The following is a 14,410-nucleotide window of genomic DNA, read 5'->3' as shown; positions in this document are numbered from 1 at the left end:
CCTGGCTGCTCAGGCTGCGGCACGAACACGGCGCGGCCCTAGCGGCCACCTTCCGAGCCACCTTCCACACATCAATCGGTGCGGTGTGGGCTGGCCAGATCGAGCTGCGCGAAGCAATCGACCTGGCCACCTGCGCCGCGGCCGATCCTGCCACCTACCTCGGCGCCGCTATCAATGGCCTGACCAGCCCCACCTCTAACGCCGACCTGGCCCTCATGGTGGCCCTGACCCGATTCGCGGGCGAGCCCATGAAATCCTTCATCCCCATCGCGACAATCCAATCCAACGAATCCGACACGGACGCCGCCCGCGCACCGGAACCGGACGAACAGGAGCTCGCGGCTGCGGAGGCCATTCTCGACCAAACGATCATTTTCGCCTAGGAGGCCACATGTCGAAGCAGGTGGGCACCGGCCACATCGCGATCTTCCCCGTGATGAAAGGCATCAGGAAGAAGATTGGCCAAGAGTTCGACGCCGCCGCCCGCGACTCCCGCTCCCGCTTCTCACGCGCCTTCGGCCGAGCCGGTGAAGAAACCGGAGCCAAGGTAGGGGCCGGCTTCCGATCCGCCTTCGGCCGCACAGACCTGGCCACCCCCGGAGTCAAAAAGCTCAAAAGCGAAGTAGCCTCCGCCTCCCAAGCCCTCAATAAAGCACGCCTAGCCCAGCAAGACGCAGCAGGCAAAGTCCGCACCGCAGAGGCCCGCCTCGCCGCCGCCCAAACTGCATCCGCGAATGCCGCCTCCGCCCTGGCTCGCGCTGAAACCAATGCCGCCTCCGCCCGCACCAAGTACGGTGCGAACTCGGCCAAGGCCCAGGCAGCAGAACGCCAGCTCGAAAACGCCCGCACCAAGGTCGCCCGCACCGCGGCCTCCGTCACCAGCGCCGAAGAACAGCTCGCCTCCGCCAAGCGCCGCGCCGCCACCGCCGGGGAAACCCTCACCGCTGCCTCCCAACGCCTTGCCTCCGCACAATCCGCGCTCGCGGCGTCGGCCATGCGGGCCCAGTCGCAGATGTCCTCTTTTGGGCAGCGCACGTTGGCGTCGTTTAAGTCCGGGTGGAGTGGGGCCTTTGGCCCGGCCACGTCTGCTTTCCAGGGCTTCGCCCAGTCCGCGGGACGTCACCTGGGATCGATTGCGACGGCGGTTAGCCCAGTAGCGGGCAGAGTCGTGGCACCGTTCCGCTCCGCGTTCACGGCCGTGAGCTCGGCGATCTCGACCACGATCGGCCCCTCGCTGCGGGGGGTGGCCTCGAGGGCTGCATCTACAGGCAAGGCGATTCTTTCGCACGTGGGCGGGGCGTTCAAAGCGATCGGCCAAAGCGCGCTGGTCGCAGCTGGCATCATCGCCGGCGCTTTCGCTAAGTCCCTCTCGAGCGCGATCTCCCGAGTCGACACGTTGAATAATTTCCCGAAGGTCATGAAGAATCTTGGATATTCGACTGAGGATGCTTCGCGCTCGATCGAGAAGCTTTCCAATGGGATTCAGGGCCTGCCCACCCGCCTCGATGACATTGCCTCCACCACACAGCGGCTCGCGCCGCTGACCAGTTCGCTCGATGAAGCCTCCGACCTGGCAATCGCCCTGAACAACGCATTCCTCGCTGGTGGCAAGGGCTCGGCAGAAGCCGCGCGCGGCATGGAGCAATACACGCAGATGCTGGCCGTGGGCAAGGTCGATATGATGGCTTGGCGGACCCTGCAGGAGGTCATGCCCGGTCAGCTCAATCAGATCAGCCAAGCACTCCTCGGCACGACCGCCAATTCCCAAGATCTGTATCAGGCGATGCAGGATGGCACGCTCAGCTTCGACGATTTTAACGCCGCCATCCTCGACCTGAACAAGAACGGGCTCGCGGGCTTCGCCTCCCTCGAAGCTCAGGCCAAGGATGCCACGGCCGGTATTGCGACCGCTTTCGAAAATGTGAAGACCGCCCTGGCAAAGGGCGGGGCGACCATCATTCAGGCAATCGGCCCCGAGAACATCACGGCAGCGGCCGCGAAAGTACAGGCCGCCATCGGGAAAATCTCCAATTCCATCGCCGGCTTCATCGAGCGCCTCAAGGCCATGAATTTCACCGGGGATCTGACCAAGCAGCTGACCGCGCTTGGCCCAATCGCCGCCGGTGCCCTCGCCCCGCTACTGACAAAGCTTCCGCTCGTGGGTAGGCTCTTTACCGGGCTGACCGGCCCCGTCGGCCTGGCCATCGGACTCCTCGGCGCTCTCCTCGCCTCCTCCGAACCGCTGCGTAATTCCCTGGGACGGCTCGCCGAAAGCGTCAGCAAGGCCCTCCAGGGTGCCTTCACCAAACTTCAGCCCGTCCTCGATTCGGTGGGCAGCGCGCTCGCGGATCTTATGAGCACGGTGGGCGATGCGCTCGCCCCGGTCATTGACGCGCTAATCCCGATCGTGGAAGAGCTGATATCCATCTTCACTGATGCAGCAGCCAATATCCTTCCCTCCCTGATCCCACTCCTCGAAACCCTCGGCCAGGCTTACACCACATTGGCCGGTATTGTCACGGATCTCGTCATCCCGACCATTGAAAAACTTCTGCCTATCGTGGAGGGCGTGCTCAATGCGATCATTGGCATCATTGGCCCCGCCCTCGACACGATCACTGCGATTATCGACACCGTCCTCGCGGTGATCTCCGGTGATTGGAGCGCAGCATGGGAAGGCATTAAGGGCATCTTTTCCGGGGTGTGGGAGACGATGGGCGCGATCGTGACCGGCGCGATCGAGATCATCAAGGCCACCATCTCGGCCGGGGTTGAGATCATCAAGGCCGTGTGGTCTGCTGCCTGGGAAGGTATCAAGTCCGTGGCCTCCACGGTCTGGGAAGGTATCAAGTCCGTGGTCTCCACCGCGATCACCGCCGTCTCCACCACGGTCTCCACCGTCATGGAAGGCGTCAAGACCGGGTGGAACACTGCCTGGACCACCGTCAAGGACTTCGCCTCCACCGCCTGGGAAGGCATCAAGAGCAAAGCCTCCACCGCGATCACCGCCGTCTCCTCCACGGTCTCCACCGGCATGACCGCAGTTAAGAGCGGGTGGAATACCGCCTGGACCACCGTCCGTAATGTCGTCGGCCCGGCCTGGGAAGGTATCAAGTCCGGCGTCAGCAGCGGTTTGAGTTCCGTTGTATCCACCGTCCGCTCACTACCCGGCCGAGTGCTCGGCGCCCTCGGAAACCTCGGCAACCTCCTGATCAATTCCGGCCGCTCCCTCATCTCCGGCTTCGTCCGAGGAATCACCAGCGCCTTCTCCAGCGCAATCAACGCCGTCAGAAACGGCATGAGCCGAATCCGCTCTTTCTTCCCCTTCTCACCCGCAAAACGCGGCCCATTCTCCGGCCGCGGATGGGTCAAATACTCCGGCCAATCCATCCCACCTGCGCTCGCGGCTGGTATCCGAGGCAAGATTCCCGAGGCTCAGGCTGCTGCGCGTGATCTCGCACAGGCAGCGTCGAATGCTCTGACCGTGGACGGGTCTATGACCGGGCTTGCGTCGTCCGGCTCGGGAGCACAACCTGGGGCGGCCGTGCAGCCCGAAACGGCTAACCACGGCGGGGCCGGTGTTGTGTTCAATATCGGCGGCATTTACAACCCGCAGGCCGAGCCATCCTCGACCTCGCTATCCCGTGAGCTTGCCCGAGTCGCGGCCGGCGTCGATGCCCTGATCTAAGGAGGAAGAAGATGACGACTTTCTACCTAGATGATTTCCCGCTCGATGACCCGCAGGGCCGGTGGCGCCTCACCACCGATACCGAGTTGCCTAGCCTTTCGCTTTCCGAGCACAAGCTGGTCACGGTGCCTTTCATGGCGGGCGCTGCACGAGTGCGGGGTGCTGCACCAACCCGCCCGATCACTCTGGGTATGTGGATCCCCAACCGCCCCGGCGGCCCAACTCATGATCACGTGCTCGCCACCGCCCAACTGCTCGGCTTGGCGCTCGCCAATGCAGAGCACCTCGTGCTCGCACCGAACGTGGGCGATCGCCGCCAAGCCAAGATCCTGAATGCCTCCGCCTCCGAGATCTCCATGAACCGAACCAGGACGGGAGCAACACTCGCCTTTAGCCTTGATCTAGACCCGTTCTGGGCAAGCCAAGCAGCATTCATCTCTGCCCAAATCCAGGCCACCACCCAGATCACGATCCCGAATTTCGCTGGCGTGACCGGCCCGGCCCGCGACGCCGTGATCCGGCTTTCGGGGCCACTGACCGCGGCCCGCCTCACCGACCCCACCACCGGCCAGTGGATTCACGCAGCGACCAGCGTGAGCCGCGGCACCTACCTCTACATCAGCCCATCCACCACCAGCTTCTGGACCTCCACCTCAACCAGCCAGTGGACACCACCTGCGCAGGCCAAGATCGCCGAGTACGGCCCGGACGGCCCACCCGAGTTCTGGCCAACCGCCACCACCACCGGAACCGAGCTCATCATCCAAACTGCGCTCACCAACGCCTCATCCACCCATCTCGTCGTTAGGGGGCACAAATGGTATCTGTAACCGCCCGCATCACCATATACAACCCCGACGGCGAGCTCCGCGGCCGCCTCAGCAAACCCACCTCGTGGTCGGCATCCATCCCATGGAACGACGTCTCGGCCTTCAAACTCGACCACGCGCTCGCGGCCCCTGGCGCCGAGCTGCTTGCCGAGCCGGGCGAGTGTGCCCTCGAAATCTGGGATGGGGCGGCATGGGTAGAGCCGGCAGGGGCACGCTACTGCATGATGGAGACCTCCACTGATCGGGCTGACCGTGGTGCTGGGAAGCTTTCGATCACAGCGCCCGGCTATGCGACCCTCCTCGATGGTGTGGTGGGGATCCCGCAGAAATTCGGGCAGCCCGCCCAGTATGACACTGAAGGCAAGCGTAAATTCCTTTCCGCCACCGTGGGGGAGATCCTGACCACGGTGCTTGCTGAAGCCCGCGGCCTCGAACCGGGCCTCGTGCCCGGCCTTTCTCTCGCCTTCACAAAGACCACCGACTCCGCGGGCGCCGCCTGGGCGCGCCGCGTCACCATCTACTACGAACCTGGCCTCTCGCTCCTGACCATCCTCGATAACCTCGCCCAGCAAGGCCAGTGCGACTGGCACATGAAGGGCCGGGCACTGCACGTCACGAACGTGACCAACCCCGACCCGCTCGCCGTTTACCTGCCAGAAACCGTGAAAGAGGCCCCCGTGCGCACCTCCCTCTCAGGCCTGGCACACACAGGCTTCCTCGTGGGAGAGCGCGATACCTGGCGCTTCGAGAATGAAGGCACCCCCACCCCCTGGGGCAAAACCATGAAGGTCATTACCCAGGGCGGAGGGCGTGACGAGGTCACCGCCCGCCAGCTCGTGACCGGCGCGCTCGCGGAGGGTGCCCGGCAGCGCGTGGAGTACACGTGGGCAGCGCCCGCCAGTGTGGAGGCGCCGCGTCCCTTCGTAGATTTCCGCCCAGGCGAGCGAATCTACGCCCGAAATGTGGCCGGCGAGTTCGAGCCAATGCGCGTCGCCCAAGTGGCGCTCTCCTTCGGCTCCGATGGCCTGGAGACCATGCTCACCCTCAATGATCGCTTCACGGATTCCATGATCCGCATCGCCAAGCGCACCAAGGGCATCGTCAATGGTGCCTCCGGCGATGCCGGCACTTCGACCACCCCGGAAGGCCTCAAGGCTGCACCCCCGAAGCCAGTCGAAGGCCTCACATTGCACACCGAGGGCTACTGGGATGGGCCTCTCGCCCGGTCCCTGGTTCGCGCCTCCTGGGGTGCGGTCACTCACGATATTCGCGGCTCGGCGACCCAGATTGCCGAATACCGCCTCGAGATGGCCGGCCGCACCATCACCACCACCGAAACCACCGGCACCGTCTCCGACCTCGCCCCCGACCAAGTGGTCACAGCCACGGTGACCGCGGCCGATAATGATGGGCAGCGCTCTGCCCCGACCTCGCTCTCTATTCGCACCGCCTACCCCCTCGACCGGCTCGACCCGCCCACCCGGCTCACCGGCAGCTCCGAATACGGGATCGTCTCGCTCTATTGGGATGGTCTGCTCGATCCCGGCCCAGGAGGCACCCCCTACACCCCGCCCCGCCACTTCTCTCGCCTTCTCATCGAAGAAGCCCCCTCCGCCAATGGGCCGTGGGTGCCGCTCACCGAAACCACCGGCCGCCAAGCCACCATTGACCGCAATAAGTACATCGGCCAAACCCGCTTCTACCGGGCCACGGCTATCGACCACCTCAGCGGCAAATCTGACCCCGGCCCCGCCAATGAAGTCCAGGTACGCTCCACCATCACCGACCAGCTCGAAGGCACCGCCGACCAGCTCGCCGAACTCACCGCGAAAGCCCAAGACGCGCACAATGCTGCCATCGACGCCCAGGCCGCGGCCGACCGAGCACTCGCCGAGTACGGCCCCATCGATGAACGCACCCAAGCCGCCCAAGCAGCAGCCCAAGCCGCCGAAGAGCGCGCAAACGCCGCCTACGCGCTCGCAGAGGAAAAACCGGACCTGGCCGACGTCGAAGCTGCAGCCGAGGCCGCAGCTGACGCCGCCCGCCAAGCCGCGGCCGCTGATGCTCAGGCGAAGGCCGACGCCGCGAAGGCCGAAGCTCTCGCCCAAGCCGCTCAGGATGCTCAGGCGAAGGCCGACGCCGCGAAGGCCGCCGCCGAACAGGCGGCAGAATTCGCCGCCCAGGCCGCGGCCGACGCGGCTGAGCAAGCCGCGATCGACGCCGCCGCTCAGGATGCTCAGGCGAAGGCCGACGCCGCCCAGGCCGCCGCTCAGGAAGCAGCCGAAGCTGCAGCCCAAGCAGCCCAAGCAGCCGCCGAGCAGGCCGCCGCAGCCGACGCCAAATCCAAAGCCGATGCCGCGCTCGCGGCTGCACGTGCCGAGTTGGCTGCAGCTCAGAAGCTGCTGGATTCGAAGATCACCACGGTGCAAGCCTCCGCAAATGGCAAGAATTCCATCACGGTCTCGCGTCAGAAGTGGGCGGCGTCGACGCCGGGGAAGGTGGCTGGGGATCTGTGGCGGTGGGTGGATGGGTCTGGGAATCTCATTGGTGAAGCTACGTGGGATGGGGCGGCGTGGAAACCCTCCCCGATCACCTCGGCCGCTATCTCCGCCCTCGACGTCCATAAACTCACCGTCACAGGCAACGCCCAATTCTCCAAAGCTGTCATTGACCGATTCTGGGTCAATGAAGCCAATGCTGGCAAAGTTACCGCCCGCATGATGAACGTGGTAGCCGACCCGGAGAAGGGCGGCAGCGAGTTCACTCCCACCAAAATCGGGATGGTCGGCCCCGGCGGCCTCGATGTGCTCAACCTTGAAGTCGGCGCCGAGAATGCGCTCGCCTTCTACCAAGATAACCAGGCGAGGTTCGCGGTCTCCTCCGACGGATCGCTCTCCGCCATCAGCGTGAATGCGGCGCAGTCGCTCACGTATCAGGGTGAAGAGCTCGCGGATATCCTCGAGCGGCTCCCGAAGGGCATCGTGTACTTCGCGGAAAACATTAACGGGCTATTTACGATCCAGAATGCGAGCTACACATCGCGAATTGCTCACATTCCGGTGACTCGGCCGAATCAGCCGCGGTTTTGGCGGATAACGGCAAGAGCCGGCATCCAATCAAACACCGCCAGCAACACAATCAGCTCCGGCATTCATATGCAGGTAGTGTCGAATACATCCGCCCACTATGACCAGGCGGCATGGAGAATACACGGCTCCGTGCTCTATCAGACATCTGGCTACTACTGGGAGACCGTCAATTTTGTCGATATCGTCGATACCCGCGACGTAAATTGGTCATCCGATGGCCACGCCCTGATCTCCTGGACGGCCCGGAACGCCGCGGGATCCAGTTTCACTATTGGGCAAGGCATGCGATTCTGGATCGAGGATCTTGGCCCCGCCTTCAACCGCACCCCGACCTACCCGTGGATCCGACCCGAAGCCACCTCCGATAGTGGCTCATCACCCACGAAAATCACGAGCACCGCCTCATGGGGGATGGCCGGATCTGAAATCTACCGTGGATCAGGGAAGCTTGGACACACCTCCGGCAATCTCCCAGCCGGCTACTACTCGGGCGAGTGGAAGAGCCTGATTTTTTTCAATGACGCAAGCATCCGCTCCGTGCTCTCCGGCGCGACTATAAACCAAGTCCGCCTCTACCTCGCCAACGCCCACACCCACGCCTACTCCGGCATGACCGCCCGCATCGGCACACACAACGCCGCGAGCGCGCCGTATTCGGCCCCGAGCTTGACTCATTGGAAGGATGAGGCGTTTTCGCGGGGTCAGGCGAAGTGGGTGACCTTGCCGACTGGGGTGGGCGATTGGTTGAGGAATGGTAGCGCGCGGGGCATCGCGCTCGCGGGCTGGTCGACGAGCTCGCAGTTCTATGGCACGTTTTTGAAGAATGTGCGGCTCGAAATCACATACACGAAGTAAGGAGCAATCATGGATGTGGCTGAGTTGTCTGATTCGGAGCTGGCACAGCTGGCGAATGCGGTGCGGGTGGAGCAGGATCGGCGTCAGAATGAGGCCCTGGTCGAGAAGCAGATCATTGAGGCTGTGAAGAAGATACAGCTTGAGGATGGTACTCGCCCCCGGCCCGCCCGGCCGTATGTCCAGCCGGTGGGTGCTCACGATGCGTACACGCGAGGCGACACTGTGGTGTGGGATGGGGGCCTATGGGAGTCCCAGCTGGCGGTGAATGTGTGGCCGCCTCAGAGTGTGGCGGGGGCGTGGGAGCGCATCGGTGTTGCTCCTACGAATGAGCCTGATGGTGAGCGTGAAGGTGCCCCGGAGTGGGTGCCCGGGCTGGCCATGGTAGCCGGTGATCTTGTGAGCTATCAGGGCTCAGTTTATCGGGTGGTGCAGGCCCATACGGCGCAGGTCGGGTGGGAGCCACAGGCAGTTCCTGCCCTTTTCAGCAAGATCTAACCTAAGGAGGAAGAAATGGTGTCTTACTGGTATCCGGGGGCGGTGCGTAAGCCGCTGACCCGCAATTTCACGAATGCGACTCGCAAGCGGACTGACGGGGTGGTGCTGCACGTGGCGGCCTCTGAGGCCGCCTCGCTGCAGGGCTGGTTCAATAACCCCGCCGCCCGTGCTTCATCCCATTTCTATATTCGCCGCTCTGGCGTGGTCGAGCAGTACCTGCCGATCAATCTGATCTCCTGGGCGGGCGTTGATTCCGATGCCCGCATGATCTCGATCGAAACCCAGGGCATGGGGAGCGGTACGTGGGACCCAGCGCAGGTGGATGCGATCGTGGCCGTGCTGCGCTGGATTCGCACCATCTACCCCTTCCCGGCCCGCCAGATGACCAGCTCGAAGAGCACCGAGAAGGGCATCGGCTATCACGCCCTTGGCGTGCCGGGGTCCAGCTGGCAAAAGCTTCGCCGGGTCTCTCAAACCGGCGGCGAACTGTGGTCAGGTGCGGTGGGGAAAATCTGCCCCGGCCCGGGCCGTGTTGCCCAGATCCCCGCGATTATCTCCCGCCTTTCCAGTACCACCACAGCCCCGGCACCACAGGCCACACCCGCGCCGCCGGCCACGAGCGGCACACCGATCGCCGCCCATCTCGATGTGAAGACCGTGCAGCGGCAGCTGGCCGAGGCTGGGTTCTACACCGGGCTGATCGATGGGCAGGCCGGCTCCATGACCGGCGCCGCGGTACTCGCCTACCAAACGAATCAGCGCTATTTCCCCGGCCTGCTCATCGATGGGAACTGGGGCGATCTGACTCAGCGCCACTTCGAGTGGGTCAAGGTGCTGCAGTCGGCAGTGAATCGGTGGAAGACGGCCGGCCGCATGGGGGCCACCAAGGTCGATGGCGACTACGGCGCATATGTGGACCGGCTTGTGCGCGCAACCATCGCCGACAACTTCAGCGGCACCTACACTGCGGCCGTGAAGGCGATCTACGGGCGTAGCGCCCGCCCCGTCAATGACGGCGAACCCGGCGCCGCATTCTGCCGCATGCTATCCATCCCCACCCACCCCATGGCCACGAAATAGGAGGCGCCTCATGAACCGCATTCTCACCCCCGAAGTACGCACCTGGATCTACGGCATCGCGCTCGCGGTGCTCTCTCTTCTCGGCGCGTATGGGTTGCTCGAGGAGGGCCAGATCGATCGGTGGGCGCAGCTGGCTGCAGCTATCATGGGCATGATTGCCTCGGGCACGGCTGTCGTCTACCGCCCCACCCGAAACCCCAACCCCGACCCGGGCGAGGAGGTAGGGGAGGAGCCGGCAGACACGGAATGGGCGGGGCCAGATGACATCCACTAATCTGACCGCGCTCATTACTGCCATGCCTGACCCGATCGCGGCAATCAATCTCACCGAAGCGATGTGGGTAGCCGTGATCGGCGCCGCGGTCGGAGTCGCCGGCCTCTTTGTCACCATCATGAAGGATCGCCACTCCCACGAGCTCGATGTCGTCCGGGCCGCGATTGAAACCTACACCAAGCTAAACGACAGGCTCACCGCCCAGGTCAGGGAGCTATCGACTCGTGTAGAAGGCCTCGAAAGCCGGGTAGCCACCGCGGATGAAACCGTCCGCCAGCTCCGTGCCTACACCGCCGTGCTGCGCCAGCACATCTCCGATGGCAAGCCGCCGCCCCCACCCGAGATGAACCCACCCGCCTAACACGAAGCCCCCGCCCACCCCACCGCGCTCGCGGTAAGGGGTGGGCGGGGCTTTTTTGCTAGCAGTCGGCGAGTTCGATGTACTGGTCGATAGTGCAACACACTACATATTTGGCTCCAGTTCGGATTGCATGGCCCAAAACATGGCGACCTCCCGCCATGGGGCATCGGCCTCGATTGGATGACCTCGGCGCAGCGCGGCCACATCGCTCAAGAAGTCGCGGTAGAGCTGCTCGACCTCGGCGTGGATGCCGGGCGGCACCGGGTGGGTCCCCTTCTCCCACCGCAGGTAGGAGGTTTGGTTGATGCCGAAGAGGAGGGCCATGTCGGTTTGGGAGAGGCCGAGTGCTGCACGGAATTTGCGGAGGAAAGAGCCCGTGAGTCGAGGGATAAGCATGAGTTCATCCTTTCAATAGGGCGGGGCCGGGGTATTGTGTCCCCGGCCCCTGCGGTTTGTGTTAGAAGATTCCGGTCAGCTCCTCGTCGAGGTTGGCGAGTTGCTGCTCGGCCTTCTCAAGCTCGGCGAGCAAGCACGCCTGGCGGGCCTCAAGCTCAGCCTTCTTGGCCTTCGCATCCCGCCACTGCTCGGCCTTCGGCTGCAGCTGGCCGTGGGTCATGAGGAAGAGATCCTTAAGCTCCTGGCGGCGGGCCTTCTCCTGGCGCTTGGCGGTCAGCTCGGGCGTGGAAAACTGCTCTACCCCTGCGGCCGCGTCATCCATCGCCTGGAAAGCGAGCCACACCAGGTTCTTGCTATTCGCGTGCTCGAGGTAGGCCAGCCGGGCATCCTCAGCCGCCACACCCTCGATCTGGCCCGTGAGGAAGAGCGCCCGCTCGGGGTCAGCCAACGTGATCTCCTGGAACTGTGCACTCGTGAGGAACGGCTTGTAGGTGTTCCTCTCGGCCCACCGGTTGAAGCGCTCCTGGTCGGTCAGCGCTGCTTCCGCTGCCGCGTCGTCTTCTGCCTCGACGTCGATGCCAGCATCGTCGTTATCGTCCGAAATGCCCATGTAGCGGTCGATGATGTGGTCGTAGTCGGGGCCGAGCTTGATCTCGTCGATCGCGTCCTCCCACGCCGCCTCGTCGATGTCGGCGTCGATGTCAGCGCAGATCTCGCCGATGCCGTTGATCGTGATCCCGGCCTCGGGGAAAGCGGCCTGGAGGATCTCCTCGGCGTGGGTGATCATGAGGGCCGCGCCCTCGTCGTTCATGGCCTCGCGTTGCGCGTGGGTGAGGTTCAGCTCGCCGTAGGGGTCGAGGTCGAAGGTCTGCAGGGCGCCGGTGGTCAACTGGTCGAGGGTGGAAATCATGGTGAGAGTCATTTTCTGATCCTTTTCTGATCCTGCAATGAGCCTTGCTGCTCCTTGCCTGTACCCCTATTCTATGTCCCCTCGCGGGACATGTCAAGCGTGAAGCGCAACACACTACGCGGGGTGTTTGCGCCTGCTATGCTGGACTCATTCCCCGCGCTAGCGGGGGTACTTCCATTTATGGACGCCGGCGACGGCCTTCCCCGCGAAAGCGGGGGCAAAACAATGGGGGCGGCACCCGATCGCAGGGTGCCGCCCCCTTATTCCTATCCCGCAGTCCACTCAGCCGTAAACCCGCGATCAGCCATCTCGAGCAGTACCGCGAGCGCGGCGTTCTTTGCTGCGAGCTGGCTATCCCGGTACGCGATGAGGTGGATAGGCTGGCCAGGGTCGGCGAGGCTGTCAGTCTCGGCGAGTAGGTTGTCGAGCGTTTCGATCCACTCCTGCCAGTGCTCCTCCATGAGGATCTGGATATCGGGCGGGACAACATTTTGCCCGGTCTCCCATCGCTGCAAGGTGCGGCGGTTAATGCCGAGCACGCTCGCGGCGTGCTCTACCTCCAAGCCCATCGCGGTGCGCTTGATGAAAAGCTCTGCCCCATTCATGCGATCTCCTTACTCTTGGCTGCTTGCTTGTTTTCTTCTTCCATGTGAGTTGCGATCATCTGCATGATCGTGAGGGTGTGGAGATCGCGCGTGGCAGGGTTGCGGTAGGTTGCGCGCCACTGGTCGAGGTTGTGGAGGGTCTCAAGCTTTTCGCGGATCGTGGCCACGTTGTAGTAGTAGGTGCGGTTGTAGAATTTCGAGGTGTGGTGCCACTCGTCCCAGCCGATGAGGCCGTGCCCGATCAGCCACTTGATGAAGCCGACGTTTTCCTGCACTCCGCCTTCGCGCAGCCACATGGCGGTGATTTTCGACTTGGGCAGCATGCCGTCATCTTCCGCCCATACGGCATTGTTGGACTTGCCCTTTTCCCAGTTGTACCCGGCCATGATTTTTCTCCCTCGGTATGTTCCGTCCGGTTCGGCCTCGTGCCGTTCCTTTACCCCTATCCTATGTCCCGTTGTGGGACATGCCAAGCGGGGAGAGGCGATTGCTGCGCTCGCGATCTTATAGCGGGGCAGAATCTTATAGTGGGGCAAATGAGGGGCAAGATGAGGGGCAAGGCCCGTTTTGCCCGATGATTGAAAGTCGCAGCACGCTCACTTTTCGTTGATGTGCCACGGTTTTCTGGTAGTCGGGCTAGCGGGATTTGAACCCACGACCTTCCGCTCCCAAAGCGGACGCGCTACCAACCTGCGCTATAGCCCGTAGCCGAATGGCCTTCGTCAATCTTAAAGGAGCTGGCCGTGTTAGACGAATCAGCCCCGATGAGCATCATCTCACGGGGTGAAGCTTTTGAGAAACTTGGCGGGCTTGCTAAGATCAACGGGTCACTTATGGTGATACGCGAGTGTAGCTTAATGGTAAAGCCTCTGCCTTCCAAGCAGATGACGCGGGTTCGATTCCCGTCACTCGCTCCACTTAGACGTCGGATTTGATAAGTACCCTTTTACGCTAGCGAGTATCGCTTAGGGGGTGTGAAAAATCGCTTGCGCTAGCGGGTTTGGGTTTTGCGTTACCTAGTATCGTTTTTTCCCTGTTCGAGTAGGGTTTCGAGGTTTAACTCGCTAACGGATGGCAGGTGACGTTCGCTGAAGTGCCCCAGGTTTTCCCACCTACTCAAACGGAAGAAAATCTGGGGCACTTCACCTTGGTGGTGACTCCGCCATCGCTCTTGTTGGGCATTGCTATAGGCGGCTGACATGTGGTCGGCGTGGTGGCTAGTCAGTGATCAGACTCGTTATCTTCGCCTGGGACGTGTACGAAGAATTGCGAGGAGATTGCAAGTAGTTCGCGCATAAGTTCGTATTGGCCACCGTGCATGTTCCAGATTTCATCTTCGCCTGCGGCTTCTGGTCGTTCGTAGATCGACGAGGTGGTGTTGACGTCGGCTAGCCATCCGTTGTCGTAGTAGTCCATGAGCGGTTTCATGGTTTCGTTGAACGCTTTGATGGATTGGAGCCCTTCGCATGCTTTCTCATAGGAGGCGCGGGATTTCATCAGATTGTCTTGGGCTACGTTGAGCCGTGCAAGGCTCGCCTGCTGCTCTGGCGTGTAGTTCGATTCTGCTGTGTTGTCGTTCATATATTCAGTGTGACACAAGCTGTAGGTGTCTGGTGCTAAATGTATGGTGCTGTTTCGTGTCGTTCGCTTTAAACGGGGTGTGGTGAAGTGTCCCAGGTTTTCTTCTGTTTGAGTGGATGGGAGAATCTGGATTATGTCGAAGGGATTTGATTAGGAAGCGAAAGAGCAGATTGTTCGTCTGGTGGAGGATCTGGAGTGGCCTAAGAATTAGGCCCGCTCGGTTTAAGTGTTGACCGTGTTTTCTTG

At 62.6% G+C, this 14,410-nt stretch carries 13 protein-coding genes and 2 tRNA genes; 9 read left to right on the top strand and 6 right to left on the bottom strand.

Going from position 1 to position 14,410, the window contains the following annotated elements; all coding sequences use genetic code 11:
• Positions 1–83: 83 nt before the first annotated feature.
• From HMPREF3174_RS03555 to HMPREF3174_RS03520, 8 genes are read left to right on the top strand one after another with little or no spacing between them, the layout of a single operon-like run.
• Positions 84–383 carry a hypothetical protein gene (locus HMPREF3174_RS03555; RefSeq protein ID WP_070447925.1) on the top strand — a complete coding sequence of 100 codons (300 nt, stop codon included), beginning with the start codon at positions 84–86 and terminating at the stop codon, positions 381–383.
• An 8-nt stretch (positions 384–391) separates the two neighbouring features.
• The gene (locus tag HMPREF3174_RS03550) at positions 392–3,688 is read left to right on the top strand and encodes a tape measure protein (RefSeq protein WP_070447923.1); all 3,297 of its coding nucleotides are present in this window, start codon (positions 392–394) and stop codon (positions 3,686–3,688) included.
• An 11-nt stretch (positions 3,689–3,699) separates the two neighbouring features.
• On the top strand, positions 3,700–4,518 hold the full coding sequence (locus HMPREF3174_RS03545; RefSeq protein ID WP_070447921.1) for a hypothetical protein: 819 nt from the start codon (positions 3,700–3,702) through the stop codon (positions 4,516–4,518).
• Complete coding sequence (locus HMPREF3174_RS03540) at positions 4,506–8,462, top strand: hypothetical protein (protein WP_070447919.1); 3,957 nt, start codon at positions 4,506–4,508, stop codon at positions 8,460–8,462. The genes HMPREF3174_RS03545 and HMPREF3174_RS03540 overlap by 13 nt, the downstream gene beginning before the upstream one ends.
• 9 nt (positions 8,463–8,471) lie before the next feature.
• On the top strand, positions 8,472–8,957 hold the full coding sequence (locus HMPREF3174_RS03535; RefSeq protein ID WP_070447916.1) for a carbohydrate-binding protein: 486 nt from the start codon (positions 8,472–8,474) through the stop codon (positions 8,955–8,957).
• Between the two features lie 15 nt (positions 8,958–8,972).
• Positions 8,973–10,037: an N-acetylmuramoyl-L-alanine amidase gene (locus HMPREF3174_RS03530; protein ID WP_070447914.1), complete on the top strand. Its 1,065-nt coding sequence runs from the start codon at positions 8,973–8,975 to the stop codon at positions 10,035–10,037.
• Positions 10,038–10,047: 10 nt separating this feature from the next.
• Positions 10,048–10,311: a phage holin gene (locus HMPREF3174_RS03525; RefSeq protein WP_070447913.1), complete on the top strand. Its 264-nt coding sequence runs from the start codon at positions 10,048–10,050 to the stop codon at positions 10,309–10,311.
• A 22-nt stretch (positions 10,312–10,333) separates the two neighbouring features.
• The gene (locus HMPREF3174_RS03520) at positions 10,334–10,672 is read left to right on the top strand and encodes a hypothetical protein (RefSeq protein WP_070447911.1); all 339 of its coding nucleotides are present in this window, start codon (positions 10,334–10,336) and stop codon (positions 10,670–10,672) included.
• A gap of 102 nt (positions 10,673–10,774) precedes the next feature.
• On the opposite strand, the gene HMPREF3174_RS03515 is transcribed toward HMPREF3174_RS03520, so the two are convergent.
• The 5 genes from HMPREF3174_RS03515 to HMPREF3174_RS03495 form a co-directional block, all read right to left on the bottom strand.
• Entirely contained in the window at positions 10,775–11,068 is a 294-nt protein-coding gene (locus HMPREF3174_RS03515; protein ID WP_070447909.1) for a helix-turn-helix domain-containing protein, read from the bottom strand.
• Positions 11,069–11,129: 61 nt separating this feature from the next.
• The gene (locus tag HMPREF3174_RS03510) at positions 11,130–11,990 is read right to left on the bottom strand and encodes a hypothetical protein (protein WP_070447907.1); all 861 of its coding nucleotides are present in this window, start codon (positions 11,988–11,990) and stop codon (positions 11,130–11,132) included.
• 254 nt (positions 11,991–12,244) lie between these two features.
• Complete coding sequence (locus HMPREF3174_RS03505; RefSeq protein ID WP_070447906.1) at positions 12,245–12,583, bottom strand: hypothetical protein; 339 nt, start codon at positions 12,581–12,583, stop codon at positions 12,245–12,247.
• Positions 12,580–12,969 carry a hypothetical protein gene (locus HMPREF3174_RS03500; RefSeq protein WP_070447904.1) on the bottom strand — a complete coding sequence of 130 codons (390 nt, stop codon included), beginning with the start codon at positions 12,967–12,969 and terminating at the stop codon, positions 12,580–12,582. Before HMPREF3174_RS03500 ends, HMPREF3174_RS03505 begins: the two co-directional genes overlap by 4 nt.
• 245 nt (positions 12,970–13,214) lie before the next feature.
• Positions 13,215–13,288: transfer RNA gene (locus HMPREF3174_RS03495), tRNA-Pro, on the bottom strand.
• Between the two features lie 138 nt (positions 13,289–13,426).
• On the opposite strand from HMPREF3174_RS03495, the gene HMPREF3174_RS03490 reads away from it, so the two are divergent.
• A tRNA-Gly gene (locus HMPREF3174_RS03490) sits at positions 13,427–13,500 on the top strand.
• A gap of 304 nt (positions 13,501–13,804) precedes the next feature.
• Here HMPREF3174_RS03490 and HMPREF3174_RS03485 read toward each other — a convergent pair.
• Positions 13,805–14,164: a hypothetical protein gene (locus HMPREF3174_RS03485; protein WP_068539229.1), complete on the bottom strand. Its 360-nt coding sequence runs from the start codon at positions 14,162–14,164 to the stop codon at positions 13,805–13,807.
• Positions 14,165–14,410: the final 246 nt, after the last annotated feature.

The organism is Trueperella sp. HMSC08H06, from assembly GCF_001808465.1.
GTDB lineage: Bacteria > Actinomycetota > Actinomycetes > Actinomycetales > Actinomycetaceae > Trueperella > Trueperella bernardiae.
Note: the sequence above shows the minus strand (reverse complement) of the source record. Positions and strands in the feature narration are given on the sequence as shown.